We start from the raw sequence: 26,150 nt of genomic DNA, 5'->3' as shown, positions 1-26,150 counted from the left end.
ACCGAAATTAATTCTTTCACTACTTTTCGGGAGGCTTTTCTCCCGTCCCAGCTCTCCGTTTCCGTCGTTTGGGAGTGCAAATATCCACCTTTTTATTTTAGCGGCAAGAAAGTTTATGAGATTTTATCTGCTTTTGACGTAAGGCACTGATAGAGAAAGAGGAAAGTTTTACAAAATAAAAAATTGCCCTGATAACTCAATCATCAGGGCATTTCGTCTATAGCGTTTGGATTTTTACAGCTTTTTCAAAACAATGTTTCGCCAGTAAACCTTTATTCCACCACCATCATGGATCTGTAGGTTAATACCACCTTTTCCTTCTCCTATTTTAGCGTCGGAAAAGTTGACCATTTCTTCTCCATTCAAATACGAAGTAACGTTATCGCCTTTGACAACAATCTTCATTTTGTTCCATTCTCCGAATTTCAAATTCTTGTCCTTTTCCGGATCCGGCTTCACTAACCAGCCTCTACCATAGGATTCGTAGATTCCGCCAGTATCATTGCCTGGAGGTGCAACTTCTACTTGCCAGCCAGAAACTTTCGTCCCGTCCACTGTAGATCGAATAAATACACCACTATTTCCATTTGCCTCTTGTTTGAATTCCAATGTGATTTCAAAATCATCGTATTCTTCGTCAGTGCCTAAATATCCATAACCTTTATCCGGTCCACTTTCAGAAATCAACAATCCATCTTCTACATACCACTTTTCTGTGCCATAAATAGTCCAACCTGAGAGATCCTCACCATTAAAGAGTTTGACTTTCTTCTGCGCGTACGCAAAATTCACAGATGCTACTACTAGCAACACCACTAATATCTTTTTCATATGATTATAATTTTGATTTTTAAAGGTCATCCCGATAGCTATCGGGAGAAATCTCGCATGTATTGTAATCATGCTTCTGTATAAAGCTTGGAGTCATGCTCGATTTCATAGTTTTCTAATTTTAATGTTTTTGAACCAAGTTTCTGCTCCATGATCCTGAAGTGAAATCAAGCCAGTTTTTGAAATTGCATAATCAGGAAAATCATTCCACTTACCCGAATTACGTGCGGCTGTCCATTCTTCTGAGTAAGGAACGAACTCTACAGTCTTTTTCCCATTCAAGTAATAGCTTGATCCTTCTTCTGAGAAAATGATTTTGGAAGTATTCCACTCGCCCGCTGGCTTTACCGCCCCTTCGTAATCCGGTTCAGTCATTGCATAATCCGCGCCAATTGATTGCCACTTCTCCAATGGATCTGCAAAACCCAATTGATCAATCATTTGATATTCTGGTCCTGTCTCATAAGGAGCCTTATATTTTGGATCCTCCACTACATGATAGAGTACCCCACTATTTCCACCAGGAGCTATTTTCCAGGTCCATTCCATTTCAAACTGCTCGAATTCAACAGGGGCAAATACTATATCACCTCCGATATCCCCGCCTTTACCCAATGCTTTCAACGCTCCATCTTCTACAGTCCAGCCGTCCGAAGGGAAACTATCTCCATTAAATGCTCTCCAACCATCAGTATTGACACCATCGAAAAGTAGCATCCAGCCATCAGCCTTCTCTTCTTCTGTCAATGAATTCTCTGCTACCAGAACTTCCTCCACCACTGTTTCTGTCACTGAATCTTCTGCAGGCTTTGGCCCACATGACCAAGCCAAGGCGAACAATGCCACCCATGCATATCTTGTATTTTTCATATGATTATAATTTGATTTTAAAGGCCATATGGAATCTCGCTTGAAAGATAATCATCCCACCATTGAGACTAGGAGTCCTGCTCGATTTCATAGTATAATAAGTTTCAACGTTATTGACTCAAAAGTTAATTGATTTTTTTAATAAAGTCTCGTGGATAAATGAATCTTTTCACTACCGGTATATTCAAAGACTAGCCTCTCCTTCTATATAGACACTAAACTTTCGAAATAGGCTCTAGCTTTCAGAAGTCTACTCCCATACCAAGAAAACATCTCTCCATCTACTAATGTTATTTTAGCCTTCGGCAAAAGCGATTCATAATTGTGAATATGCTTTTCCTTAAAGGGAAAAGGCTCAGAGCTTAGTAAAAGATGCTCAGGGTTCAGATCTATTAATTCTTTTTCTGAAACCTGTGGATAGCGCGGAGTCTGGATCAAATTCTCAAACCCTGCAAACCCCAGCATCTCGTTAATAAATGTATCAGATCCTGCCACCATAACAGGATCTTTCCAAATCATATAAATCGAAGTTCCTTTCTTAGGCAGTGGTTTAGAAAAATCTGATTTCAATTGCTTGATAATTTCTTCAGCTTTAGCTTTTACGCTTAGCATTTCTCCAAAATCCTCAATCATCTCCAAACTATTTTCCAAGGAAAAGATATCACTCATCCAAACAGGATACACTTCCATCAATTTCTCCACTTCGGATTGCTCGTTTTCCTCTTTATTACCAATAATCAAGTCTGGCTGTAAAGAATCTATTACTTCAAACCGGTAATTCTTTGTCCCACCGACTATAGCTTTACGCTTTTTTAAGCCTTTGGGATGAACACAAAACTTGGTCACTCCCACAATTCTATCCTCCAAACCTAAATCAACCAGCAATTCTGTTTGAGATGGGACTAGAGAAACTATCCTCTGAGGAGCATTCTCAATAGAAATGCTTCGCTTCAGTTGGTCTATATATTCCATTTCCAAGGTGAAAGTCGACAGCCCATATGACTCTGAACCCTAGACTTATTTAATGTATCTAAAATCAAAAGTGGGGTCAAACTCGAGCAAAAATTCGTACATCAAGTTGATCACCTGCTCGATATCATCCTTACTAGCAGTCTCTACGGTCGTGTGCATATATTTCAAAGGAAGGGAAATTAAAGCCGATGGTACACCATCATTAGAATAAGCAAATGCATCCGTATCAGTACCTGTGCCTCTGGATGCCGCAGCTCTTTGAAAAGGAATCTCTTTTTTTCTGGCTGTTGCAATAATCAGATCCAGCAACTTCTTGTGTACTGAAGCTCCATAAGTCAAAACCGGTCCATTACCCGCTGTGAAATCTCCACTTGTAACCTTATTATATAAAGGTGCTGTAGTATCATGACAAACATCCGTAATAATTGCCGCATTGGGTTTGATTTTGGCAGCAATCATTTGTGCACCACGAAGACCTATTTCCTCTTGCACGGCATTTACAATATAGAGACCAAATGGAAGCTCCTTTTTAGACTCCTTTATTTTTTTTGCAACCTGAGCAATCATGTAACCTCCAATTCTATTATCAAGCGCTCTGCCTGAGTAGAATTTTCCATTCAATTCGGTTAATTCATCTTTGAAAGTAATCACACAGCCTACGTGAATCCCCATTTCTTCCACTTCATCTTTGGTTCTGGCTCCCACATCAATGAAAATACTATCCAAAGTTGGGGCATCCTCTTTTCCTTCTTTTCGGACATGAATAGCTGGCCAGCCAAATACTCCCGGAATCATTCCCTTGTCGGTATGGATATTCACTCGCATTGATGGTGCTATCATGTGATCAGAACCTCCATTGCGACGCACATATATATAACCGTCTTCTTTAATGTAGCTAACAAACCAACTGATCTCATCAGCATGGGCTTCGATCACCACCTTATATTCAGCGGATGGATTGATAACTGCAACTGCAGTCCCGTAATTATCAGTAAAATAATCATCCACAAATGGCTTGACATAATCCAGCCAAATCTGCTGACCTGATGCTTCAAAACCAGTTGGGGAGGCGTTGTTTAAGTATTTATATAAAAAGGTATTCGAATCCATATCTAAAATTGTATTTGAAAATTGATAATTGAATATTTTACAAAGGAATATTCCCGTGCTTCTTCCTCGGGATTTTATCCACCTTGTTCTCTAACATTTTGAAGGCCTTAATTAGTTTAACTCGCGTTTCAGACGGCAAAATTACTTCATCAATAAAGCCTCGATGAGCTGCTCGATAGGGATTTGCAAATTTAGCTGTGTACTCATCCACTTTTTCCTGAAGTTTGGCTTCTGGATCTTCGGCTTCTGAGATCTCTTTTTTAAAGATAATTTCCGAAGCGCCCTTCGCTCCCATTACTGCGATCTCAGCTGTTGGCCAGGCAAAGTTAAGGTCAGCGCCGATATGCTTAGAATTCATCACATCATAGGCTCCACCGTAAGCCTTCCTTGTAATGACAGTAATCCTTGGGACCGTAGCCTCAGAGAATGCATACAGTAATTTTGCGCCATTGGTGATAATGCCATTCCATTCTTGATCTGTTCCAGGAAGAAAACCCGGTACGTCCACCAATACCAAAAGTGGGACATTGAAGCTGTCGCAAGTCCTGACAAATCTTGCCGCCTTGACTGATGCGTCGTTGTCCAAAACTCCTGCCATAGATTGCGGCTGATTACCCACCACGCCTATACTTCTACCGGCTACTCTAGCAAATCCAACAACAATATTGTCTGCAAAGTTTTCATGAACCTCCAAGAATGAATCCTCATCCACAATACCTCTCACCGCATCGCGAATATCATACGGTTGATTTGGGTTCTCTGGAATCAAACTGTCCAATTCTTTCCGGCTTTCATCCTCTAACAATTCATAGGGGTAAACAGGAGCAATTCCCTCACAGTTCTGAGGCATATAACTCAAGATTTTTTTGATATGCTGGATACATTCCAATTCATTTGCGCAAGCGAAATGAGTCACACCACTTTTAGTACTATGTGCCGATGCTCCACCCAATTCCTCGGCAGTGACATTTTCCTGAGTAACCGTTTTCACCACGTTTGGCCCAGTCACAAACATATAGGATGTATGCTCCACCATCAATATAAAGTCAGTAATCGCTGGTGAATAAACTGCACCACCTGCACATGGCCCCATGATCGCTGAGATCTGTGGCACCACTCCTGAAGCGAGTGTATTTCTATAAAATATATCGGCATAGCCACCAAGTGAATTCACTCCTTCTTGGATTCTGGCTCCACCAGAATCATTCAAACCAATCACAGGCGCTCCATTCTTCATGGCCATATCCATGATTTTGCAGATTTTCTCGGCATGGGTCTCAGAGAGCGATCCTCCAAAAACGGTAAAGTCTTGCGAAAAAATATAGATTAATCTCCCGTTAACTTCTCCATATCCAGTGATAACCCCATCACCGAGGTAATGTTCCTTATCAAGGCCAAAGTCCTTCGCACGATGCATCACGAATTTATCGATTTCCTGAAAAGTCCCCTCGTCCATCAGTAATTCCACACGCTCGCGGGCTGTGAGTTTGCCTTTCTTGTGCTGGGAGGCAATTCGTTTTTCACCTCCTCCAAGTAAGGCTTCTGCATTTTTCTTTTTCAGCAACTCGATTTTACCCTCTTTTCCAGGTAAAGTATAATTGGGTTTATCCTGTTTGATCATACGATAGTTTTTAGACTTGCTCAAATATAGCAGGCTTTGGTAGCTATGGAAAAAATCCTAAAGGAATGAGCTTTGGGTAAGAGCAAATTTGTACTAATTGAAAAATGTTAACTGCTAAATCTAGCCAACAAAAACACCGTATTAAACTTAGAAATGAGTTTATCGAGTACTTTTTAAAAAAAAGGGCATTTAAAATAAAAGTAGAAAGACCTCATTTCAAATAACTTTCTATATTCGCCCATCCAAAAAATTGGCAGCGTATGAGTACCCGAAAGGCAGCGGTGATAGACATGGGGACCAATACATTTCATTTGTTATTGGTAGAATTGAATGGTGTAAATTTTAAAACAATTTACAAGGAGAAAATCCCTGTCAAATTGGGAAAAGGGGGCATCAATCAGAATACCCTTGCCGAGGATGCTATAAAACGAGCTTTTCATACGCTCACACATTTCAAAAACCTGATCGATGGCGAGCACATAGATCAGGTTTTTGCTTTTGCTACCAGTGCTGTACGAAATGCAGCAAATGGCCCTGACTTCGTCAAAAAGGTCAAAGAATCCATTGGTATTAACATCCAAGTACTATCAGGCACTGAGGAAGCACAGATGATCTATGAAGGTATCAGGCTTTCCGGCTCGCTCAATGGTCAGACCGAACTCATGATGGATATCGGAGGTGGTTCTGTGGAGTTCATTATTGGCAATAGTCAAGGATCCCTGTGGAAACAAAGTTTTGAAATAGGAGGGCAGCGACTGTTAGAGCTATTTCACTACCACGACCCTATTCTGCCAGAAGAAATCGATAAACTGGAAAATTACTTGGAAGAAAAACTCCAGCCTTTGATTGAAGCCATTAACACCTACAAGCCAGTTGGGTTGGTGGGAGCTTCTGGAACCTTTGACACCCTGACGGATATTTACTTTGAATCCATGCTACAATGCAAACTCACCGGTCGACATGTATTTGAGTTGCCAGTGGAAGAATACGAAGCGATTCATCGCATGATTTTGAGCAAAAACAAAGAAGAACGTCTGCTGATTCCTGGAATGATCCCCATGCGTGTCGATATGATTGTAGTTGCGTCGAGCCTGATCGAATTTATTCTGCGGTATATCGAGGTTGATTTTATCACATGTTCTCATTATGCATTGAAAGAAGGTGCTATCGCCTCCTTGCTTGTTCCAGAGCAAACAGCCCTTTAGGGTTTTCCGAAAATTTCCTTTCTTATCTTTAACTACTAGTTACTTGCCAGTTTAATCCCCCTATTCTTATGACCTATTCCTATGAACAACTTCACTCATTTACTTTAGGCATGCTTGCCAAAATCGGCTGCCCGGATGATCAAGCCAAAACGGCTGCTGATGTGTTGCTCTCAGCTGATCTCCGCGGAGTGGATAGTCATGGTGTCGCGCGACTTTCGGGTTATGTGCGTTTATGGGAAAAAGGTAGAATTAATGCCACACCAAATTTGAGGGTTGTTCACGAAACTCCCTCCACAGCGGTGGTGGACGGCGATGGAGGTTTAGGATTAGTGGTAGCTCCCTACGCGATGAAAGTTGCTATTGAAAAAGCCAAAACAGCTGGGACAGGATGGGTTTCTGTAAGAAATTCAAATCATTACGGCATTGCCGGTTATCATGCCATGCAGGCATTGGATCATGATATGATCGGAATCTCTTTGACAAATGCTAGTCCACTGGTAGCCCCTACTTTTTCGCAGGAAAGACTATTGGGAACTAATCCCATTGCAGTGGCAATACCTGCCAAAGATCAACCACCATTTGTAGCAGATTTGGCCACAACTACGGCTGCTAATGGGAAATTGGAAATTTTGCAACGGAAAGGCATGGACACTCCAACGGGATGGGTGCAAGATAAAAATGGCAATCCAACTACCTCTGCCAATGGCGTAAAAGATGGAGGAGCTTTACTTCCACTCGGTGGCGATCGGGAGCATGGATCACATAAGGGTTATGCGCTTGGTTCAATCGTAGATATTTTCTCAGCAGTACTTTCGGGAGCCAATTATGGGCCATGGGTTCCGCCATTCGTGGCATTCTTAGAGCCAGATCCCAATCCAGTCGGTGAAGGAATCGGGCACTTTTTTGGTGCGATGCGTGTAGATGCATTCCGACCTGCAGAGGAATTTAAAGCCCACATGGACAATTGGATCACTCGATTCCGTGCTGCCAAACCGACACCTGGAAATGAAAAAGTTTTGATCCCTGGAGATCCTGAACGGGAACTGGAAGCTATTCGTATGAAAGAAGGAATTCCTTTGCTGGATCTAGTGGTGATTGACTTGACAGAACTGGGAGAGCGGTTTGGTGTGAAGTTTTAATATGAATTGTCGATTTCGGGCTTTTGAGTGTAACCAATTTGATTGAGCCGACGGAATAAGATATCTCATCAAATTCTTAACTTAGGACAGCTTAATTAAATTTTTATGCCCGATTCTACTCAAAAATTTCGGCTCGACCGCTCCGCCTTCAAAGCAAGAAATGCTTCTGAACAAGTTAATTATGGGGAAGAATACAGGAATTTGACTTGGCAAGAAAGGATGCGAATCCATAAGTACCTTAATAGCATTGCTTACGGGTATGATTTAGAAAATCCACCTAGGATGGACAGATCTGCTTTCTGCATGAAATCCAGAAAATAATGGGAAATATTTTTGAAGATGATTTTCGCGATTTTTTAAAAGCATTAAATCACCAAGAAGTAGATTACATACTCGTTGGTGCATTCTCTGTGATTATTCATGGATACGCTAGAACTACCGGTGATATGGATTTATGGGTTCGAAAAACTGAAAACAACTATAAAAAGCTTGTAGATGCATTTTATGAATTTGGAATGCCTGTCTTCGATATGACTTTGGAAAATTTCTTGAATCATCCTGATTGGGATGTGTTTTCCTTTGGAAAATCCCCCGTAGCTATTGATATCATGACGGCGGTAAGAGGTTTAGACTTCAATAAAACTTTTGAACAAGCAAAGATATTTGACGATGATGGCTTAAAAGTCAGAACAATTCATAAAAATGATTTAATTAAAGCCAAAACTGCTTCTAATAGACCTAAGGATCAAGATGACTTGGATAATTTACAATAGAAACCCAAAAACATGTCCCTCTTCTACCTCACCCCACAACAATCTTTCGAAGAAAACCCAAAGCTTGCCAAAGCATCCCATAACCTGAGTACTCTCTTGGATGCAATTAGACTCAAAAAGATTCCTTCAAGCACCGAGTCCCAAATCAATGAAACTGTGACAGGAGTGAATAATTTCCCGGGCCCAGATCCCCAACTGATAAAGCAAATCTCTTCTGCACAATCAGCTATCCTTAAACTTTTGGAGAATGAACTTGGCTTGGTAACCAAAAACCACTACCAAAACCAATGGCTTGCTCTGGGCATGGCGACATTTGGAATTCCTTTAGGCGTTGTATTCGGTGCTGCCTTGGGAAATATGGCATTTTTAGGAATCGGACTTCCAATAGGAATGGCTATCGGAATAGCAGTGGGTACGTCAAAAGATAAACAAGCTCAGGAAGAAGGTCGACAATTGGACTGGACTGCCAAATAACATTTTTGAAGTAATTCTTAACTCAGAGCATCAATTTAAATAAGTGGTTAATTTTCCCACCAAACCTTAAGCATGTCCTAGTACTTTCTTGCCAATGCTTGAGCTTTTTGTAATTTAAAGCGCTAATAACATCAAGCCCAAAACCTATGAAACCCCTAGATCGAAGAGAATTTTTGAAAGGAAGTACTACCCTAATGTCGCTGGCGAGTTTCGGCTTGCTTGGCATGAATTTCAAAGATCGGGAAGGGCCGATCCAAGTGGCTTTAATCGGTGCTGGCTGGTATGGCAAATCCGATCTTTTTCGTCTCATACAAATAGCTGATGTAGAAGTGGTTGGGCTTTGTGATGTGGACAGCAAACAGTTGGCCGATGCTGGAAGATTGGTTTCAACAAGACAAAAGTCTGGAAAAGTACCTACTCTTTACGAAGATTATAAGGAGCTTTTGGCGAAAGAAAAACCTGAATATGTATTAATCGGATCACCTGATCACTGGCATGCTCTTCAGGCGATAGACTCCCTAAAGGCTGGCGCACATGTTTATTTACAAAAACCAATTTCTGTTGATGTGATTGAAGGAGAAGCAATTTTGGCGGCAGCTAGAAAGTACGACCGGAAAGTTCAGATTGGAACGCAACGACGAAGTACGCCACATCTCCTTCAAGCAAAGAGGGAAATCATCGATTCGGGAAAGCTCGGTAAAATCTCCCATGCTGAGATCTGCTGTTATTATCACATGCGGAATAGAAGCCATCCAGACGTGATCCCAGTTCCCGAAAATCTGAACTACGATCTCTGGGCAGGTCCAGCTCCTATGCTGCCCTATCGAGGAATTTTACATCGAGGCTGGCGCGCTTTTATGGAATATGGCAATGGAATTGTGGGAGACATGTGCGTGCACATGTTGGATTCAGTCCGATGGATGCTGGATTTGGGTTGGCCTGTGCAAGTGATATCTACCGGAGGAATTTATGTGGACAAAGATTCGATATCCAATATTTCAGACACCCAAACCGCATTATTTGAATTTGACAAAATGAATGTCGTCTGGCAGCACCGCAGCTGGGGCAATCCTGTGGACAAGGACTATCCTTGGGCTTTTAAAATCTACGGAGAAAACGGCTTGCTAGCAGGAAGTCCTATGCGGGCAGATTACTATCCCGAAGGAAAAGAGAATGGTAAGCCAATCCATTATCCAGTAGTGCTGGAGAAAGAGCAATATCCAGAAGATGTTACTGAAAAAGACATTGAAATCCATGCGGCACCAGCAACTAGGGAGCAATTGAAAGACTGGCTTCTGGCCATAGAAAAGGACACCTTGCCTGTAGCGGATGTCCTTCAGGGACATATTTCTACAGCATCTTGCATCTTGGCAAATATGTCCATGGAGCTTAATGGAAGACCTCTAAAATATGATCCCAAAACTATGACAGTGGTGGGTGATGAGGAAGCTACTGCACTTTTAAGAAGACCTTATCGAGCGGGCTATGTTCATCCAGAGCCAGATCAAATTTGAAATTTAAAAACCTAGACTTCAGGTTAGTTCTTTTTCCATTCATCTAATTCTAGTTGCTATGGTTTTGGCTTTTTGTAACTTAAGAGATACAATAAACCCTCAAACCCTTAATTTATGACTTCATTTAATCGAAGAGATTTCCTCAAAGGCTCTTCCGCTTTGGCAACCCTCGCAAGTTTCGGCCTTTTAGGTATGGATTTCAAAGACCGGGAAGGACCACTTCAAGTAGCTTTGATTGGTGCAGGTTGGTATGGTAAATCAGATCTTTTTCGTCTGATCCAAGTAGCAGACGTAGAGGTAGTTGCCCTTTGCGACCCAGACAAAAACATGCTTAATGAAGCAGGAGACATGGTGGCAACTCGTCAAAAGTCTGGCAAAATCCCCGCACTTTATGAAGACTACAAAGAACTTCTAGCCAAAGAAAAACCTGAGTATGTACTTATAGGTTCACCAGATCACTGGCATGCTCTTCAGGCAATTGACTCTTTAAAAGCTGGCGCCCATGTTTATTTGCAAAAACCAATTTCTGTAGATGTGATAGAAGGTGAAGCTATTATAGCCGCTACGCGTAAATACAACAAAAAAGTTCAGGTAGGTACTCAGCGTAAAAGTACTCCACATTTGATCGATGCCAAGGAGCAAATTATCGACAGTGGAAAACTTGGAAAGATTTCTCATGTGGAAGTTTGCTGCTATTATCACATGCGAGCAAATGGAAATCCACCTGTAGAACCTGTACCAGACTTTTTCAATTATGACCTTTGGACAGGTCCTGCTCCATTGAGACCATACGATGGTTTACCACATAGACGTTGGTGGAGAACATTTATGGAATATGGAAACGGCATCACTGGTGATATGTGTGTGCATATGCTGGACACTGTTCGATGGATGCTTAAGCTTGGCTGGCCAACCCAGATCACATCCACCGGTGGAATCTTTGTTCAGAAAGATGGTAAATCAAATATTTCAGATACGCAATCAGCAATTTTCGAATATCCAGAGCTCAATATAGTTTGGCAACACCGAACTTGGGGAAATCCAGACGACCCAGAGTATCCATGGGCCTTTAAAATTTTTGGTGAAAAAGGAATGCTGGCTGGAAGTACTATGCAGGCAGATTACACTCCATTAGATAAGGATGAAAAGCCGATACATTTTGAGTGCCTTTTCGAACGAGAAAAATATCCAGAAGATTTAACTGAGCCGGATATCGAGCTGAATGCAGCTCCAGCTACCCGTCTCCATATGAGGGATTGGTTGAAAGCCATCGAAAATGACTCATTGCCGGTTGCGGACATTGAAGAAGGGCACATTTCTACTGCATCATGTATTCTGGCTAATATTTCCATGGACTTGGGCGGTCGGGCACTGAAATACGATCCAAACAGTATGACTGTAATTGGAGATAAAGAAGCCACAGAGAGATTAAGAAGACCGTACAGAAAAGGCTATATACATCCAGAACCTAAAAAAGTATAAAAATCTTCAAAACTATTTCTCTGTAAGACCGATCTTTTATCCTAAAGGTCGGTTTTCTTACTTTTATACCTGACTCAATAAATTATAAAAAATGGTAACCATCGTTCCTGCACAAAAAGAAGAGCTGATCCACGTTCAATCCATCGCCCAACGTACTTGGCCTGATACTTTTGGTAAAATCTTAACTTCAACCCAGATCAATTACATGCTCAATTGGATGTACAGTTTGGAGACACTAGAGCAGCAGGCAAGTGATGGATATCATTTTCATTTTGCTGTAGAGGATAGGGAGAAATTGGGGTTCGCAGGTTTTGAACTCAATCAGGAACCCGGAAAGACGAAAATCCATAAGATCTACATTTTGCCAACTGCTCAAGGGAAAGGCATTGGAAAGAAATTGATCAATGCAATCAAAGAAATTGCTTTGGAAAATGTGCAGACCAGTCTGCTGCTAAACGTTAATAAATACAATCAAGGAGCGATTGACTTCTACGAATACTTGGGCTTTATAAAGATTAAGGAGGAAATCATCGACATAGGAAATGGTTATGTGATGGATGATTATGTGTTTGAGTTGAAGCTTTGAGTTTTCTTTATCTCGCAATGGCGCAGCGGCACAACGTAAGATTCATTTAAGCTTTTGGCTTAATATCAGTTTCGCTAGAATGGCCTTTTAGAAGATTAGTACGTAGTTCTTCATGCCTTTGCAAACCAAAAATTCATCTCTCATAAATTCCGTAAGATCGTTTCCCAAAGCACCAAACCATTTGCAGGAGCTGGAGGTAATTTCTCAAAACCCTCAGGGGATTCAAACCGAGCAGAGATTTCTGATAAATCCATTTCTCCTTTGCCTATTTGCCAAATAGCTGACATCATCATTCGTACTTGATGATGAAGAAAACCTGATCCAGTGATTTCGAAGTAATAAATTTTCTGTGGAAAAAACTGCCCGAGAAATTCTTTTGATGTAAAAATTCCAGCCGAAAGTACCTCTCGTTTATAATCAGTCTTGTTTTCCGAAGGCTTACAAAACGCTCGGAAGTCATGATTTCCGATAAACATTTGACACGCTTCCTCCATTGCTTCCCAATTCAACTCTCCTACTACATTGACTATAAAAGCTGAACCAAAAGGGTGAAAATCTTTGGAGTTTGAGAAATAATAGCGGTAAGTTTTCTGGCTGACAGACTGGATCAGATTGAAGCTGTTCAAAACTTCTTGCACAGAATTCAACTGGATATCCTGTGGAAGATGCACATTGAATTCTGGCAAAAGGGAATTCATTTCTACTTTTTCCCGAAGGAAAACCTGTACAAATCCCCCAACACAAGAAACCCCCGAGTCCGTTCTGCTAGCTCCGATCAGTGAAAAACCCTCATGACCCAGCACATGCCGAAGCACCCGCTCCAATCTCCGCTGCACAGTCGGCTGATTAGGCTGAGGAGCCCAGCCTTTATATCGGGCACCGTAGTAGGAAATGGAAAAAAGGTAGGAAAATGGGCGGGATTGCAACAGCGCTTATGTTTAGACCTAGCAAAGATAATAATCTATAGCTGGATGAATATTACCCCAAATAGGTAAATTCGAATATGCCAACGGTTCTATATATATCAGGATGGAGACTTTTCTTCTATTCTAATGAAGGTTCAGAACCTATTCATATCCATGCACAAAAGGGAGAAATGGAATGTAAGTTTTGGGTTTTGACAGAAGAAGTGGACATTCAGGAAGCTTTTTCGTATAATTTGAGTGTATCAGGCAGAAAAGAGATTCGTAAATTAATTTTCAAGAATTTTGACTTAATTGTAGACTCTTGGAATACCTATTTCAAAAAATAAAATGAAAGTTAGCCATCACATATCCGTTATCAGTTTCGTCGACGACAGGATGATCATCTCTGTAGATGATCGGAAAATCGACATAGATATTGCTGAAATTTCTGAAAAATTGCTGGTCGCTTCAGATATGGAGCGCTCCATCTACAAAATCTCCCCATCAGGCTACGGAGTTCATTGGCCTTTGATAGACGAGGACATTTCAGTGAATGAATTGGTTAAAAATAAATGCTGAGGTGGATTCATTGAACCCTGGAAAAGGATGGGCGGGAAGATTACACCGGATAGAAGATGTACCTATCTGGATTTATTTAGTTTTTATAGTATTTCTCCTCACCATTATAGTATTGGTTTGGATGAAATTCCGAAGTGATAAAAAGGCACAACGCACGTTTAATGAACAGGCTTTTTTAAAAGAATTTCTAGGTCTTAAGAAAACCAAAAAGTAGTAAAATTATTACTATAGGAAGCTTTAATTTCTCATCACTGGCTGCGTCCAGGCAACTTCCATATCGCCCAACTGATATGGATTTTCTTTCGGTTTGGAAGAAATGATTTTAGCACGGACGTACATATCATCTGCCTCTAGGTTGTAAGATGCGTTTTCTCCGATCTTCTCATCCAGCAAAACACCAGTAGCTTCAGGGTTAGATTTCTTTGTTCCAAAAAACTGAATTGTATAAGTGATTCCCGCTTCGGGTTCAACCTCAATACTGAGCATTTTTCCATCAAATTCAATGGATGACAAAGTCACTCCAGTACTGGAATAAAAATCTCCACGCTCCATTGCTTCAACGAGAGAAGCAGGATCCAAACTTTCCGCCAAAACCATCACCCAACCTCTGCCTGGATTGCTGCTATTTTGATCGAAGACATGGTAATTATGTGCATCATCTACCGCCAAACCGTAAAGAAGTGGTTTATCAGCTTGCAGATAAGCCATCTGAACTTTATCCCAAAGCACTTCCATACTCGGACGAAGCGAATCTCCATAATTATGAACGAGTGGATGACCATTATACACTTCAAAAAATCGCTCACCATCCAAAGCAATAATATCCTCAGGCGTAATTGCCCAGATAAAATTTGGGTGGTTGATATGGAGAAACATAGGTACTCCGGTAGAATCCCGTTGGGCTTTTACCCGATCAAGACCATTCTGTAATACTTCTGCAACTGAATTCCCTCCTTCTGCAGGAATCAATTTCTGAATATTGGTCACATTCATATGAAGCGGTTTTTTCTCAAAACTCTCCGTCAATTCCTGAGATTGAATAATCAAGAACTCTCCTACTTCCTCAAACATCGGAGCATATTCGGCTAAGGTTTTTAACTTGACTTCTATCCTACCGGCGGAATCCTTGCGATATTGAACCTCCTCTCCATATTTATCCAAGTATTTCTGAAAGCCCATTTCATGTGACGGAGATTTTGGAATCAATTTCCACTTTTCACCTTGCGCCAGCGTGTTATGGTCAGATAAAACCACAAAATCATACTCATGTGATTTATACCAATCCATGATCATCTCAGGATAATCATCACCATCGGACCAATAGGAATGCGTATGAAGATTGCCTTTATACCATTGTTTGGAAGATTCCTCAGCTTTCTCTGTAGGCTTACAGGAAACAAAACTTAAAACAATAAGTACAAAAATCAGAGGAAGATATTTCATGGCAAATAGCATTAAGGTGATTACCAAATATAACAAGGTCCTGCAAATGAAAGGTTAGCACAAGATTATTCTAAACATTGGGCACAAAAAAACCACCTTCAATAGGTGTTTTTTTGAGATTTGATAATAAATATCAAGCAGTTTGGCGAAAGAAGTGGACTTACTTTGAGTCCAGAATGATCAGAATGGAAATGAATCATGGATCCAGGTATGCATTGCTTACATATTATGATCAAAGCGTCAAGAAATTAAATTGAGATTTGATAAATTGGAAAAAAAATAGAAATGGAACTATCTCTTAAAGAAATCTTCGAAGCAGCGAAAAAGCAATTTGCGGAATTGATCAATATTCAGGAATCCGATTTTCGGCTTGAACAAATAGAATTTAAAAAAGATGAAAAGGCATGGGATGTTGTTGTTTCATATCTACAGGAAAATAAAAATCGTGGTGCCTCAGCAGTATCAGTCCTTAGCTTTCTACCTTATGAAAGAATATATAAGAGACTGAAAATCGATGAAAATAAAGAAGTGGTTGGAATCTACATGTTTTCCGAGTCAAAATGATTTTTATAGACACCAATGCTTTGATACTTTTAGTCGTAGGCCTTATTGACAAATCACTAATTTCTACACATAAAAGAACTTCAATTTTCGAATCAATTGACTTTGAAAACTTGACTTTTTTAATTGGAAGCTTGGAAAGAATATTGACAACCCCAAATGTCTTGACGGAAGTTGACAACCTACTAAATAACTTTCAAAAAGGGCATCGTTGGACTTACTACCAAGTTTTAAAAGAATTGATTTCAAAATCAACTGAGAGATTTATAGAATCAAAATCCAATTTGGAGTCTCAAGCTTTTTTTGATCTTGGATTAACAGATTCAGGAGTTCTAGAAATCTGCAAAGAATGTGATTTTCTGATAACTGGGGATTCCAAACTTGCAGACTATGCAAACGCTTATGGGATAAAAGTTATAGACTTAAAAAAAATCAGAAATGATAGATTAAACTAGAAAGCCACCTCATTCCTAAGGTGGCTTTCTAGTTTTTTGTGAGAATCGGGATTATCCCAAAATCTTAGCCGCCAGCCAATCGCCAACTTCAGAAGTCTTGTAAGCGGTACCGCCATCAGCAATATCTTCGGTCACATAACCTTCTTCTAGAGATAGATTTACTACATCGGAAATCAGTTTGGCTTCTTCTTTCAGATCAAAGGCATAATCAAACATCATCGCTGCAGAAAGAACTGTCGCCAAAGGATTAGCAATGTCCTTACCAGCTGCCTGAGGATATGATCCGTGAATTGGTTCAAATAACTTGATAGACGTACCCAAAGAAGCAGAAGGCATCAAGCCCATAGAGCCTGAAATCACAGATGCCTCATCAGTGAGGATATCACCAAACAAATTTTCGGTAATCAAGACATCGTATGCTTTTGGCCACTGGATCAATCGCATTGCTACTGCGTCTACGAATTCATATTCCACTTTCACATCTGGATATTCTGGAGCAAGCTCTTGAACAGTTTCTCTCCATAGTCTGGAAGTCGCCATCACATTTGCTTTATCCACGCAGGTCAGCAATTTTCTTCTTTTTTGCGCAGCTTCAAAACCCATTCTCGCTAAGCGAACAATCTCAAACTTACTGTACACATTGGTATCAAATGCCTTAGTGCCTTGCTCATTTCTTCCTCTTGGCTCGCCGAAGTAAATCCCGCCGGTCAATTCTCTGAAGAATACAAAGTCAACTCCATCTACACGATCCAACTTCAAAGGAGACTTGTGCACCAGAGAAGGGAAAGTAAATGTAGGACGAACATTAGCAAACAAGCCCAATTTCTGACGCATCAGCAATAATCCCTGCTCAGGTCGAACTTTTGCCTTTGGATCATTATCATATTTAGGATCACCGATTGCTCCGAAAAGAACCGCATCCGAAGCTGCCGCGATCTCGTGTGTGGAGTCTGGATAAGGTTCCCCTGTTGCGTCAATAGCAGCGGCTCCTACTACAGCTTCTGTAAAAGTGATTTTGTGTCCGAATTTCTGGCCGATAGCTTTCACTACTTTTACAGCCTGGTCGATTACTTCAGGTCCGATGCCGTCACCCGGCAACAGCGCGATATTCATTTCCATAAAACTTGGATTCTTCTTTCGTTGGTGTTTGATTAAATGATTCGAAGATGTTCAGCATTTTCTCCGTGGCCATCATCGCAGCCACTGTTTGATCGGGATCTAGCCCTTTCGTTTTAAATATTTTCCCATAATCCCAGGTGATGACAGTCTCTACGAAAGCATCAGTTTTTCCTCCCGGAGGAATGGATACATGGTAATCGATCAACTTAGGAAGTTGTCTTTTACGGGATTTATAGATTTTTTTGATTGCCCGCATAAAGGAATCGTACTGACCATCTCCAGTTGCGGTCGCGTCGTAAGACTTTCCATAAATATTCAATCTCAGCTGCACCGAAGGCTTCAATCCTTTGGAATGAGTCATGTGATAGCCTTCAATAAAGATATTTTTGGAAATAGAATTATTCTGCAACACATCAGAAATGATATATGGCAAATCTTCAGTAGTCACTCGCTCCTTTTTATCACCGAGTTCGATGATACGCTGGGTGACTTTAGTGAGTTCATCCTTCTCCAGAGAAATTCCAAGCTCTTCGAGGTTCTTGAGAATATTGGCTTTACCGGAAGTTTTGCCAAGAGCATATTTCCGCTGACGGCCAAAACGCTCAGGAAGCAAATCGTTGAAATAGAGATTCTTTTTATTGTCCCCGTCAGCATGAATCCCAGCTGTTTGGGTAAATACATTCTCCCCTACCACAGGCTTATTTGCTGGAATATGCTGACCGGAAAATTGCTCAACCAATTTGCTTACTCGGTAGATTTTTTGCTCCTGCACATTGATTTGAAGATCTGTGAAATCTTTTATCACAGCAATTACCGACTCAAGGGGAGCATTTCCTGCTCTTTCCCCAAGACCATTGACAGTAGTATGAATTCCTGATGCACCATACATAATCGCTTCCATCACATTGGCAACAGAAAGATCGTAGTCATTATGTGCATGGAAATCGAAATGCGTTTCAGGGAAACGTGAACAAATCTGGATAAAAAAACTCTTTGTCTCCTCCGGAGAAAGTAGTCCCAATGTATCTGGGAGCATAATTCTCTTTATCGGTAGTGTAGTCAGAAACTCTATCAATGACAGCGTATATTCTTGTGAATTACGCATACCATTTGACCAATCTTCCAAGTACACATTTACATCAACTCCATTCTCTTGGGCATATTCTATGCTCTTTTGAATATCATTGAAATGCTCCTCTTGAGTCTTTTTCAGCTGATGAATCAAATGATTATAAGAACCTTTAGTAAGTAAATTCATCACCTTGGCACCAGCTTTCAAAATCCAATTAACTGAAGCAGGTGTATCTACAAAACCCAAAACCTCCACACGATCTAGGTAACCTTTCTCGGTTGCCCAATGGGTGATTTTCTGCACTCCTTCCAATTCACCATCTGAAACTCTCGCTGAAGCCACCTCTATCCGATCCACTTTCAATTCATCCAGCAAAAGTTTAGCGATCTGCAGCTTTTCAGAAGGCAAAAAAGAAACGCTCGAGGTCTGCTCACCATCCCTCAGCGTTGTATCCATTATTTCAATGCGCTTCCCTGCGGTCATTTTCACTTATTTATCCGCTGCAAAAGCATCGATTTCCTCTGACATATTCAATAAATAGTCGATGTCGTCGAAGCCATTTTGCATGTTATCTTTCTTGTATTCATTTATATCAAAAGACTCTGAATCTCCAGTGGTATCCAAAGTGATCTTCTGTGAAGGAATATCTACTGTGATAGTCGCAGCAGGATTAGCAGTAATCGTTTCCAGTAATTTATCAGCGAATTGCGGAGAAACCGTCACAGGCAACACTCCGATATTTAGGCAGTTATTTTTGAAAATATCTGCGAAAAAGCTAGAAACTACACATCTGAAACCGTAATCATAAAGTGCCCAAACGGCATGCTCACGGCTAGATCCAGAGCCGAAATTTCTGCCGGAAACCAAGATTTTTCCGTTGTAAGTTGGATCGTTCAGGACAAAATCTTTTTTGGGATTTCCCTCCACATCATATCTCCAATCACGGAAAAGATTGTCGCCAAAACCTTCACGCTCTGTAGCCTTCAGGAATCGTGCTGGGATGATTTGATCTGTATCCACATTGTCTGTCGGTAAAGGAACCGCAGTACTGGTGAGGACAGTAAATTTATCGTAAGCCATTTTTAGTTAATTATAAGATTGGAAAAACTTATCCGCCTTGGCGGATTGAAAGATTGGACAATTGAAAGGCTTTGAATAGATGTGAAAGCCTTCAATCACCATCTTCAACATTAGTTCTCGAAAACTTCTCGTGGATCACAGATCTCACCTCTTACGGCAACAGCTGCTACAGTCAACGGAGAGGCAAGCATGGTACGCGCACCTGGCCCTTGACGACCTTCAAAGTTTCTATTAGAAGTAGAGACTGCATACTTCCCAGAGGGAATTTTATCATCGTTCATCGCCAAACAAGCTGAACAGCCCGGCTGACGAAGTTCAAACCCAGCCTCTTCGAGGATTTTCACCAAGCCTTCCTCATGCGCCATTTTTTCCACTTCACGGGATCCTGGTACGATCCAGGCGGTGATATTTTCTGCTTTCTTATGACCTTTTACAAATTCGGCTACAGATCTGATATCTTCAATTCTTCCATTTGTGCAAGATCCTACGAATACGAAATCGACCTTTTTACCTTTGATCGCTTCGCCCGGCTCAAAGCCCATGTAAGCTAAGGATTTCAGGTAAGAACTTTTATTGCTCCCTTCCATTCCTTCGGTCGTTGGGATGTTACCTTTCACTTTGATACCCATACCTGGATTAGTTCCGTAGGTGATCATCGGCTCAATATCCGCAGCATCGAAGTGATATTCCTTATCAAAAACAGCACCTTCGTCTGTTTTCAGCGTTTTCCAATAGGCGACTGCTTTGTCCCATTCTTCACCTTTAGGAGCGTATTGCTTTCCTTTTAGGTAGTTGAAAGTGGTCTCATCAGGAGCTATCAAACCTCCACGTGCGCCCATTTCGATAGACATATTACACACAGTCATTCTCGCTTCCATAGAAAGACTCTGAATTGCAGATCCAGCATATTCTACAAAATAACCTGTAGCGCCTGCAGCTGAAATCTGAGCTATTACATATAGAATCAAATCTTTAGAAGTAACTCCTTTACCCGCCACTCCATCAATAGAAATTCTCATTTTCTTAGCTTTGGACTGCATAATACACTGAGTAGCAAGTACCATCTCTACTTCAGATGTACCTATTCCAAATGCAATAGCACCAAAAGCACCATGCGTAGAAGTATGGCTATCTCCGCATACGATCGTCATTCCTGGCTGAGTGATTCCAAGTTCTGGCCCAATTACGTGAACTATTCCATGATGAGCCGAACCCAAATCGTGAAGCTCAATGCCATATTTGGCACAGTTCTCACGAAGTCTTTCTACCTGCATACGGGAAAGCTTGTCCTTTATAGTTTTATCCTGATCCACGGTGGGAACGTTATGATCTGGAGTAGCAACGGTTCTGCTAGGGTTTTTAACTCCTATTCCTCGCTTTTCCAGATTTAGAAAAGCTACTGGAGAAGTCACTTCATGGATAAAATGTTTATCTATGAAGAATACATCCGGTCCAGCCGGAACGGATTTCACAACGTGAGCATCCCAGATTTTATCAAATAATGTTGTCTTTTCCATAATTATGCGGTCGCGTATTCCTTGACCGGGATTTTATTGAGTGCATCGACAAAAGCCTGAGCTGATGCCAAAACGATGTCTGTATGAGAAGCGAAACCATAATAAGGCTTGTCTCCTTTGATTAATCTCATGTGAACTTTAGCCACATCATCACTTCCGTGAGTAATGGCTTGGATTAGGAATTCCTCCAATTCAACCGCTGGTTTGGCGCTTTTTTCAATTGCCTTAAGCACTGCATCCACTGGGCCATTTCCATGAGCGGTAGAGGTATGTTGCTCGCTACCAATTTTCAGGGATACCTGAGCTTGAATAGTCCCGTTTGAAGAGTAGGTAACTTTTCCTAATTCGATGAAATTCGATTCCTCAACATATTTTCCTACAAGTCCTAAGAGATCTTTCCGCCCGATATCTCTCTTGCTATCAGCAAGAATCAAGAATTCTTCATAAACTTCACGGAGCGCTTCACCTTCCAATTCTACTCCCAAGGCATCCAAGTGATGCTTTAAGGCAGCTCTTCCAGATCTTGCTGTCAGTACGATTGTTGACTCACCAACACCAACATCTTTAGGATCAATGATTTCGTAATTTTCTCTGTGCTTCAATACACCGTCTTGGTGAATTCCAGATGAGTGTGCAAATGCGTTTCTGCCAACGATAGCCTTATTCGGCTGCACAGGCATATTCATCAATTTGGAAACCAATCGACTTGTATTATAGATCTTTTGAGTGACGATTTCAGTGTGGACGTCAATTGATTTATGACATTTGATTGCCATTACCACTTCTTCCATAGAAGTATTTCCGGCTCTTTCTCCGATACCGTTGATAGTGACTTCCACCTGACGTGCGCCTTGTTGCACACCCGCTACTGTATTGGCAGTAGCCATTCCTAGATCATTGTGACAATGAGTGGCAATAATCGCTTTGTCGATATTCGGAACGTTATTCTTCAAACTAGCGATAATCGCTCCATATTGCTCCGGAAGGCAATATCCAGTAGTATCAGGAATATTGACAACGGTGGCTCCTGCTTTGATTACTTCTTCAATGATCTTGTTCAAGAAATCCGACTCAGCACGACCGGCATCTTCAGCGTAAAATTCCACGTCATCTACAAATCTTCTCGCAAACTTCACCGCAGCTACACCCCGAGCAATAATATCCTCGGGAGTGGAGCGCAGTTTAAATTGAATATGATAAGGAGAAACACCAATTCCAGTATGAATTCTACCCTTTTTAGCGAATTTGAGGGACTGAGCCGCTACTTCGATATCTTTTTCAACAGCTCTGGAGAGGGCGCAGATAATCGGGTTTGAAACTGCCTTTGAAATTTCTAGTACAGAATTGAAATCTCCTGGACTGGAAATTGGAAAGCCGGCTTCGATAATATCTACACCTAGTTCTTCCAGCGCTTTTGCTACCACAATTTTCTCCTGGGTATTCAGCTGACACCCGGGTACTTGCTCCCCATCTCTCAGGGTAGTGTCAAATATCCATAGCTTCTCACTCATAGTTCTTGGGGTTTTGTGTTAATTATTTTCTGGTCTCAACTGACGGACGACAGCACCTGCCTGCCACATTTCAGAATCTCTCAGTTCTTTCAATTCAGCTTCCAATTTCACTCTATAGTCTTCTTTAGAGTTAGAGTCAATTGACTTCTGTGCCTCTTGTCCAGTTTTTACACTGTTATACAATTCTTCAAATACTGGTTTAGTAGCGTCTCTGAATGGCTTCCACCAGTCCAAAGCACCTCTTTGTGCAGTAGTAGAACAGTTTGCGTACATCCAATCCATACCGTTTTCAGCTACCAATGGCATCAATGATTGAGTCAATTCTTCCACTGTTTCGTTGAAAGCCTCAGAAGGACTATGGCCGTTTGATCTCAATACTTCATACTGAGCAGCGAAAATCCCTTGGATTGCTCCCATTAAGGTACCTCTTTCACCTGTCAAATCAGAAGTTACTTCACGGTAAAAATCTGTCTCAAACAAATAACCTGAACCTACTCCGATACCAAGGGCTACAACACGATCATAAGCTTTGCCAGTTCCATCCTGATAGATTGCATAAGAAGAGTTCAAACCTCTGCCCTCTACAAACATTCTTCTCAATGAAGTACCAGAACCCTTAGGAGCTACCAAGATCACGTCAACATCAGCTGGAGGAATGATCCCAGTTTTGTCCTTGTAAGTCACACCGAAACCGTGAGAGAAATACAATGCCTTACCTGAAGTAAGGTGTTTTTTTACAGTTGGCCATAGAGCAATCTGCCCTGCATCAGAAAGAAGGAATTGAAGAATTGTACCTTTTTCACAAGCTTCCTCCAATTCGAAAAGTGTCTCACCAGGGACCCAGCCATCAGCTACGGCTTTATCCCAAGTTTTGGAACCTTTACGTTGACCTACAATCACGTTGAATCCGTTGTCTTTCAAGTTCAATGCCTGACCAGGACCTTGAACGCCATAACCTAATACTGCGATCACTTCATCCTTGAGTACTTCTCTTGCTTTTTCTAGTGGAAATTCTTCCCTGGTTACTACGTTTTCCTCTGTTGAGCCGAATTTTAATTTCATGAGCTTTTATTATTTATTACTAGTGTTTAATAGGTTCCGTGGAATCCCTTTTTTGGTTTATTATTATTTGACAAAACTGTCAATTGTCAACATTCTTTTAGCGACTGCTACTCTTCCTGATCTCGCAAATTCCAAGAGTCCGTAACCTTTTAGAATTTCAAGCAATTCCTGAGTCTGCTCCTTGTGTCCTGTCAGTTCCAATACCACAAAATCAGGCTCCGCTGCTATAATCTTCGCGTTATGCTGGCGAATGATCTTCTCCAATCCACCGTCTAATCTTGAAACAGGGATTTTGTACAATGCGATTTCCTGATAGACTACAGTTTCATCTTCATGGTAAAAAGCCTTGATCACATCGATGATTTTCTCGATCTGATTGACCAGCTGGATTACCGTATCCTCCGAGGCAGTAACCTCAATGGTGATACGATGAATTCCTTCCAAGCGGCTTTCCGAGGCTGTGAGAGCATCTATATTTATACCCCTTCGGGTGAAAATAATTGTGATGCGATTAAGGATGCCGATAAAATTCTCGGTAATAACGAATATGGTATATCGTTTCATAGAGTTGGTTTAGCTAAGTCTAACCTCTTCCACTGAACAGCCAGTGGCAATCATTGGGAATACATTATCTTCTTTTTCCACTACAACTTCGAGGAAATAAGGTCCATCGTGAATCAGCATATCTTCTATTGCTTCTTGTAAATCACCACGTTCAGTGACTTTCTGCGCCTGAATATTATATGCCTCAGCTATTTTGATAAAATCTGGATTGTCAAGTTCGGTAAAAGAGTAGCGCTTTTCAAAGAACATTTGCTGCCATTGTCTCACCATTCCAAGAAAATTATTGTTAAGCAATACAATTTTCACAGGAGCTTTAGTTTGCATGATGGTACCCAATTCCTGAATAGTCATCTGAATACCTCCATCGCCAACTACGCAGACTACCTGCCTAGAGAAATCATACATTTGAGCTCCCAATGCTGCTGGAAGCGCAAATCCCATGGTTCCCAAGCCACCGGAAGTAACTTGTGTTCTTGGTTTTTTGTAATTAAAATACCTCCATGCAATCATTTGGTGTTGACCCACATCGGTTACTAATATTGCATCGTCAGCCTTGTACTGGTTGATTTGATGAATGACTTCTCCCATCGTCAAACCTATTTTGGAAGGCTTCAAATCAGGCTGAATAACTGTAGCATTCTCCTCGTCTGCCAGTTTCTGGAATTTTGCCATCCAGTCAGGATAAGCATTTGAATTCACAGCGTCAGTAAGCAAGCTCAGACTATCTTTACAGCTACCGAGTACGGCAACCTCACACTTCACTATTTTATTGATTTCCGCAGGATCAAGTTCTAGATGAATCACTTTTGCTTGCTTCGCATAGCGCTTCAAATCCCCAGTTACTCGATCATCAAACCTCATTCCTACAGCGATCAACACGTCACACTGATTTGTCAGTAAATTTGGCGCATAATTACCATGCATCCCAAGTTTACCAACATAATTTGGATGATCTTCAGAAAGTGCCCCAGATCCTAATAAAGTAGATGCGGCAGGTATTCCTGATTTATCCAAAAACGCTTTCAATTCCACTTCAGCTTCTCCAAGTACAACGCCTTGGCCAAAAAGTAAATAGGGTCTTTTAGCCATATTAATCAAGAAGGCAGCTTCTTGAATTGCTGTCTTCTCTACAGGAATATGGGTTCTGTAGGATCGGAAACCAAGACACTTACTATAATTGAAATCACCAAAATCAGTCTGAGCATCTTTAGTGATATCAATCAACACAGGCCCTGGCCTTCCAGACTTGGCGATATAGAAGCCTTTTGCGATAGCTGGGGCTATATCCTCCACTCTTCTGACCTGGATATTCCATTTGGTACCTGGCATAGAAATACCTACTACATCAGTTTCTTGAAAAGCATCTGTACCAAGTAAGTGCGAAGCAACTTGGCCGGTAATACACACCAATGGAGTACTATCGATTTGAGCATCGGCCAGTCCAGTAATCAAATTTGTTGCTCCTGGTCCTGAAGTAGCAATACAGACCCCTACTTTACCTGATACTCGAGCATAACCTTGAGCTGCATGAATTGCTCCCTGCTCATGACGTGTAAGGACATGCCTTAGCTGATCATGGTAGTCATGCAATGCATCGTAAACCGGCATAATAGCGCCTCCGGGATACCCGAAGATGATTTCTGCATTTTCGGCAATAAGTGATCTGACTACTATGTCAGCCCCTCTGATCATCGAATCCTTCATA

Annotated in this window: 28 protein-coding genes; 13 read left to right on the top strand and 15 right to left on the bottom strand. The window is 41.2% G+C overall.

The window, feature by feature from the left end; all coding sequences use genetic code 11:
• Window positions 1–234: 234 nt before the first annotated feature.
• The 5 genes from SYJ56_RS15705 to SYJ56_RS15685 form a co-directional block, all read right to left on the bottom strand.
• The gene (locus SYJ56_RS15705; RefSeq protein WP_323835689.1) at window positions 235–831 is read right to left on the bottom strand and encodes a 3-keto-disaccharide hydrolase; all 597 of its coding nucleotides are present in this window, start codon (window positions 829–831) and stop codon (window positions 235–237) included.
• Between the two features lie 105 nt (window positions 832–936).
• Window positions 937–1,701 carry a 3-keto-disaccharide hydrolase gene (locus tag SYJ56_RS15700; protein ID WP_323835687.1) on the bottom strand — a complete coding sequence of 255 codons (765 nt, stop codon included), beginning with the start codon at window positions 1,699–1,701 and terminating at the stop codon, window positions 937–939.
• Window positions 1,702–1,905: 204 nt separating this feature from the next.
• On the bottom strand, window positions 1,906–2,673 hold the full coding sequence (locus SYJ56_RS15695; protein ID WP_323835685.1) for a helical backbone metal receptor: 768 nt from the start codon (window positions 2,671–2,673) through the stop codon (window positions 1,906–1,908).
• A 45-nt stretch (window positions 2,674–2,718) separates the two neighbouring features.
• The gene (locus SYJ56_RS15690; protein ID WP_323835683.1) at window positions 2,719–3,783 is read right to left on the bottom strand and encodes a M42 family metallopeptidase; all 1,065 of its coding nucleotides are present in this window, start codon (window positions 3,781–3,783) and stop codon (window positions 2,719–2,721) included.
• Window positions 3,784–3,820: 37 nt separating this feature from the next.
• Entirely contained in the window at window positions 3,821–5,404 is a 1,584-nt protein-coding gene (locus SYJ56_RS15685) for an acyl-CoA carboxylase subunit beta (RefSeq protein ID WP_323835693.1), read from the bottom strand.
• Between the two features lie 260 nt (window positions 5,405–5,664).
• Here SYJ56_RS15685 and SYJ56_RS15680 point away from each other — a divergent pair, with 260 nt between their 5' ends.
• From SYJ56_RS15680 to SYJ56_RS15645, 8 genes are all read left to right on the top strand, one after another.
• Window positions 5,665–6,609, top strand: a complete 945-nt coding sequence (locus SYJ56_RS15680; protein WP_323835681.1) for a Ppx/GppA phosphatase family protein — start codon at window positions 5,665–5,667, stop codon at window positions 6,607–6,609.
• Between the two features lie 68 nt (window positions 6,610–6,677).
• Window positions 6,678–7,748, top strand: a complete 1,071-nt coding sequence (locus tag SYJ56_RS15675; protein WP_323835678.1) for an Ldh family oxidoreductase — start codon at window positions 6,678–6,680, stop codon at window positions 7,746–7,748.
• A 105-nt stretch (window positions 7,749–7,853) separates the two neighbouring features.
• Window positions 7,854–8,069, top strand: a complete 216-nt coding sequence (locus tag SYJ56_RS15670; protein WP_323822688.1) for a hypothetical protein — start codon at window positions 7,854–7,856, stop codon at window positions 8,067–8,069.
• Window positions 8,069–8,521, top strand: a complete 453-nt coding sequence (locus tag SYJ56_RS15665) for a nucleotidyltransferase (protein WP_323835676.1) — start codon at window positions 8,069–8,071, stop codon at window positions 8,519–8,521. Before SYJ56_RS15670 ends, SYJ56_RS15665 begins: the two co-directional genes overlap by 1 nt.
• Window positions 8,522–8,533: 12 nt before the next feature.
• Window positions 8,534–8,995, top strand: coding sequence for a hypothetical protein (locus SYJ56_RS15660; protein ID WP_323835674.1), 462 nt, complete (start codon window positions 8,534–8,536; stop codon window positions 8,993–8,995).
• Window positions 8,996–9,141: 146 nt separating this feature from the next.
• A complete protein-coding gene (locus SYJ56_RS15655; RefSeq protein WP_323835672.1) occupies window positions 9,142–10,509 on the top strand; it encodes a Gfo/Idh/MocA family protein in 1,368 nt (455 codons plus the stop codon).
• A 114-nt stretch (window positions 10,510–10,623) separates the two neighbouring features.
• Window positions 10,624–11,991, top strand: a complete 1,368-nt coding sequence (locus tag SYJ56_RS15650) for a Gfo/Idh/MocA family oxidoreductase (RefSeq protein WP_323835670.1) — start codon at window positions 10,624–10,626, stop codon at window positions 11,989–11,991.
• A gap of 91 nt (window positions 11,992–12,082) precedes the next feature.
• Window positions 12,083–12,577: a GNAT family N-acetyltransferase gene (locus SYJ56_RS15645; protein WP_323835666.1), complete on the top strand. Its 495-nt coding sequence runs from the start codon at window positions 12,083–12,085 to the stop codon at window positions 12,575–12,577.
• A gap of 140 nt (window positions 12,578–12,717) precedes the next feature.
• Here SYJ56_RS15645 and truA read toward each other — a convergent pair whose 3' ends face one another.
• Entirely contained in the window at window positions 12,718–13,503 is a 786-nt protein-coding gene (gene truA / locus SYJ56_RS15640) for a tRNA pseudouridine(38-40) synthase TruA (protein WP_323835664.1), read from the bottom strand.
• Window positions 13,504–13,580: 77 nt separating this feature from the next.
• Here truA and SYJ56_RS15635 point away from each other — a divergent pair, with 77 nt between their 5' ends.
• The 3 genes from SYJ56_RS15635 to SYJ56_RS15625 are packed head-to-tail and all read left to right on the top strand — an operon-like array spanning window position 13,581 to window position 14,275.
• Window positions 13,581–13,829 carry a DUF4160 domain-containing protein gene (locus SYJ56_RS15635; RefSeq protein WP_323835662.1) on the top strand — a complete coding sequence of 83 codons (249 nt, stop codon included), beginning with the start codon at window positions 13,581–13,583 and terminating at the stop codon, window positions 13,827–13,829.
• A 1-nt stretch (window position 13,830) separates the two neighbouring features.
• Window positions 13,831–14,061: a DUF2442 domain-containing protein gene (locus tag SYJ56_RS15630; RefSeq protein ID WP_323835661.1), complete on the top strand. Its 231-nt coding sequence runs from the start codon at window positions 13,831–13,833 to the stop codon at window positions 14,059–14,061.
• A complete protein-coding gene (locus tag SYJ56_RS15625; RefSeq protein WP_323835660.1) occupies window positions 14,036–14,275 on the top strand; it encodes a hypothetical protein in 240 nt (79 codons plus the stop codon). The genes SYJ56_RS15630 and SYJ56_RS15625 overlap by 26 nt, the downstream gene beginning before the upstream one ends.
• Window positions 14,276–14,298: 23 nt before the next feature.
• Here SYJ56_RS15625 and SYJ56_RS15620 read toward each other — a convergent pair whose 3' ends face one another.
• The gene (locus SYJ56_RS15620) at window positions 14,299–15,504 is read right to left on the bottom strand and encodes a CehA/McbA family metallohydrolase domain-containing protein (RefSeq protein WP_323835658.1); all 1,206 of its coding nucleotides are present in this window, start codon (window positions 15,502–15,504) and stop codon (window positions 14,299–14,301) included.
• 285 nt (window positions 15,505–15,789) lie between these two features.
• Here SYJ56_RS15620 and SYJ56_RS15615 point away from each other — a divergent pair, with 285 nt between their 5' ends.
• Window positions 15,790–16,068: a hypothetical protein gene (locus tag SYJ56_RS15615; protein ID WP_320899561.1), complete on the top strand. Its 279-nt coding sequence runs from the start codon at window positions 15,790–15,792 to the stop codon at window positions 16,066–16,068.
• Window positions 16,069–16,178: 110 nt separating this feature from the next.
• Window positions 16,179–16,520 carry a PIN domain-containing protein gene (locus SYJ56_RS15610; protein ID WP_323835653.1) on the top strand — a complete coding sequence of 114 codons (342 nt, stop codon included), beginning with the start codon at window positions 16,179–16,181 and terminating at the stop codon, window positions 16,518–16,520.
• A 51-nt stretch (window positions 16,521–16,571) separates the two neighbouring features.
• On the opposite strand, the gene leuB is transcribed toward SYJ56_RS15610, so the two are convergent.
• The 8 genes from leuB to ilvB all read right to left on the bottom strand — a co-directional run bounded on the left by leuB (window position 16,572) and on the right by ilvB (window position 26,149).
• A complete protein-coding gene (gene leuB, locus SYJ56_RS15605; RefSeq protein WP_323835651.1) occupies window positions 16,572–17,639 on the bottom strand; it encodes a 3-isopropylmalate dehydrogenase in 1,068 nt (355 codons plus the stop codon).
• Window positions 17,608–19,194 (bottom strand): alpha-isopropylmalate synthase regulatory domain-containing protein, encoded by a 1,587-nt coding sequence (locus SYJ56_RS15600; RefSeq protein ID WP_323835649.1) that lies wholly within the window; start codon window positions 19,192–19,194, stop codon window positions 17,608–17,610. The genes leuB and SYJ56_RS15600 overlap by 32 nt, the downstream gene beginning before the upstream one ends.
• A 6-nt stretch (window positions 19,195–19,200) precedes the next feature.
• Window positions 19,201–19,791: a 3-isopropylmalate dehydratase small subunit gene (gene leuD, locus SYJ56_RS15595; protein WP_323835647.1), complete on the bottom strand. Its 591-nt coding sequence runs from the start codon at window positions 19,789–19,791 to the stop codon at window positions 19,201–19,203.
• Between the two features lie 110 nt (window positions 19,792–19,901).
• The gene (leuC, locus tag SYJ56_RS15590; protein ID WP_323835645.1) at window positions 19,902–21,308 is read right to left on the bottom strand and encodes a 3-isopropylmalate dehydratase large subunit; all 1,407 of its coding nucleotides are present in this window, start codon (window positions 21,306–21,308) and stop codon (window positions 19,902–19,904) included.
• A gap of 2 nt (window positions 21,309–21,310) precedes the next feature.
• Complete coding sequence (locus SYJ56_RS15585; RefSeq protein ID WP_323835643.1) at window positions 21,311–22,819, bottom strand: 2-isopropylmalate synthase; 1,509 nt, start codon at window positions 22,817–22,819, stop codon at window positions 21,311–21,313.
• 18 nt (window positions 22,820–22,837) lie between these two features.
• Entirely contained in the window at window positions 22,838–23,881 is a 1,044-nt protein-coding gene (ilvC, locus tag SYJ56_RS15580; RefSeq protein WP_323835641.1) for a ketol-acid reductoisomerase, read from the bottom strand.
• A 63-nt stretch (window positions 23,882–23,944) separates the two neighbouring features.
• Window positions 23,945–24,445, bottom strand: coding sequence for an acetolactate synthase small subunit (gene ilvN, locus SYJ56_RS15575; RefSeq protein ID WP_323835639.1), 501 nt, complete (start codon window positions 24,443–24,445; stop codon window positions 23,945–23,947).
• Window positions 24,446–24,454: 9 nt separating this feature from the next.
• Entirely contained in the window at window positions 24,455–26,149 is a 1,695-nt protein-coding gene (gene ilvB, locus SYJ56_RS15570; protein ID WP_323835637.1) for a biosynthetic-type acetolactate synthase large subunit, read from the bottom strand.
• Window position 26,150 lies beyond the last annotated feature (1 nt).

The sequence above is a fragment of the Algoriphagus aurantiacus genome (assembly GCF_035156405.1).
Classification (GTDB): Bacteria; Bacteroidota; Bacteroidia; order Cytophagales; family Cyclobacteriaceae; genus Algoriphagus; species Algoriphagus aurantiacus.
This window is presented reverse-complemented; position numbering and strand designations above follow the sequence as displayed.

Excerpts from the sequence above, each read along its gene's own strand:
- SYJ56_RS15705 (WP_323835689.1), bottom strand. The coding sequence starts at position 831 with ATGAAAAAGATATTAGTGGTGTTGCTAGTAGTAGCATCTGTGAATTTT.
- SYJ56_RS15700 (WP_323835687.1), bottom strand. The coding sequence starts at position 1,701 with ATGAAAAATACAAGATATGCATGGGTGGCATTGTTCGCCTTGGCTTGG.
- SYJ56_RS15695 (WP_323835685.1), bottom strand. The coding sequence starts at position 2,673 with ATGGAATATATAGACCAACTGAAGCGAAGCATTTCTATTGAGAATGCT.
- SYJ56_RS15690 (WP_323835683.1), bottom strand. The coding sequence starts at position 3,783 with ATGGATTCGAATACCTTTTTATATAAATACTTAAACAACGCCTCCCCA.
- SYJ56_RS15685 (WP_323835693.1), bottom strand. The coding sequence starts at position 5,404 with ATGATCAAACAGGATAAACCCAATTATACTTTACCTGGAAAAGAGGGT.
- SYJ56_RS15680 (WP_323835681.1), top strand. The coding sequence starts at position 5,665 with ATGAGTACCCGAAAGGCAGCGGTGATAGACATGGGGACCAATACATTT.
- SYJ56_RS15675 (WP_323835678.1), top strand. The coding sequence starts at position 6,678 with ATGACCTATTCCTATGAACAACTTCACTCATTTACTTTAGGCATGCTT.
- SYJ56_RS15670 (WP_323822688.1), top strand. The coding sequence starts at position 7,854 with ATGCCCGATTCTACTCAAAAATTTCGGCTCGACCGCTCCGCCTTCAAA.
- SYJ56_RS15665 (WP_323835676.1), top strand. The coding sequence starts at position 8,069 with ATGGGAAATATTTTTGAAGATGATTTTCGCGATTTTTTAAAAGCATTA.
- SYJ56_RS15660 (WP_323835674.1), top strand. The coding sequence starts at position 8,534 with ATGTCCCTCTTCTACCTCACCCCACAACAATCTTTCGAAGAAAACCCA.
- SYJ56_RS15655 (WP_323835672.1), top strand. The coding sequence starts at position 9,142 with ATGAAACCCCTAGATCGAAGAGAATTTTTGAAAGGAAGTACTACCCTA.
- SYJ56_RS15650 (WP_323835670.1), top strand. The coding sequence starts at position 10,624 with ATGACTTCATTTAATCGAAGAGATTTCCTCAAAGGCTCTTCCGCTTTG.
- SYJ56_RS15645 (WP_323835666.1), top strand. The coding sequence starts at position 12,083 with ATGGTAACCATCGTTCCTGCACAAAAAGAAGAGCTGATCCACGTTCAA.
- SYJ56_RS15635 (WP_323835662.1), top strand. The coding sequence starts at position 13,581 with ATGCCAACGGTTCTATATATATCAGGATGGAGACTTTTCTTCTATTCT.
- SYJ56_RS15630 (WP_323835661.1), top strand. The coding sequence starts at position 13,831 with ATGAAAGTTAGCCATCACATATCCGTTATCAGTTTCGTCGACGACAGG.
- SYJ56_RS15625 (WP_323835660.1), top strand. The coding sequence starts at position 14,036 with ATGAATTGGTTAAAAATAAATGCTGAGGTGGATTCATTGAACCCTGGA.
- SYJ56_RS15620 (WP_323835658.1), bottom strand. The coding sequence starts at position 15,504 with ATGAAATATCTTCCTCTGATTTTTGTACTTATTGTTTTAAGTTTTGTT.
- SYJ56_RS15615 (WP_320899561.1), top strand. The coding sequence starts at position 15,790 with ATGGAACTATCTCTTAAAGAAATCTTCGAAGCAGCGAAAAAGCAATTT.
- leuB (WP_323835651.1), bottom strand. The coding sequence starts at position 17,639 with ATGGAAATGAATATCGCGCTGTTGCCGGGTGACGGCATCGGACCTGAA.
- SYJ56_RS15600 (WP_323835649.1), bottom strand. The coding sequence starts at position 19,194 with ATGACCGCAGGGAAGCGCATTGAAATAATGGATACAACGCTGAGGGAT.
- leuD (WP_323835647.1), bottom strand. The coding sequence starts at position 19,791 with ATGGCTTACGATAAATTTACTGTCCTCACCAGTACTGCGGTTCCTTTA.
- leuC (WP_323835645.1), bottom strand. The coding sequence starts at position 21,308 with ATGGAAAAGACAACATTATTTGATAAAATCTGGGATGCTCACGTTGTG.
- SYJ56_RS15585 (WP_323835643.1), bottom strand. The coding sequence starts at position 22,819 with ATGAGTGAGAAGCTATGGATATTTGACACTACCCTGAGAGATGGGGAG.
- ilvC (WP_323835641.1), bottom strand. The coding sequence starts at position 23,881 with ATGAAATTAAAATTCGGCTCAACAGAGGAAAACGTAGTAACCAGGGAA.
- ilvN (WP_323835639.1), bottom strand. The coding sequence starts at position 24,445 with ATGAAACGATATACCATATTCGTTATTACCGAGAATTTTATCGGCATC.
- ilvB (WP_323835637.1), bottom strand. The coding sequence starts at position 26,149 with ATGAAGGATTCGATGATCAGAGGGGCTGACATAGTAGTCAGATCACTT.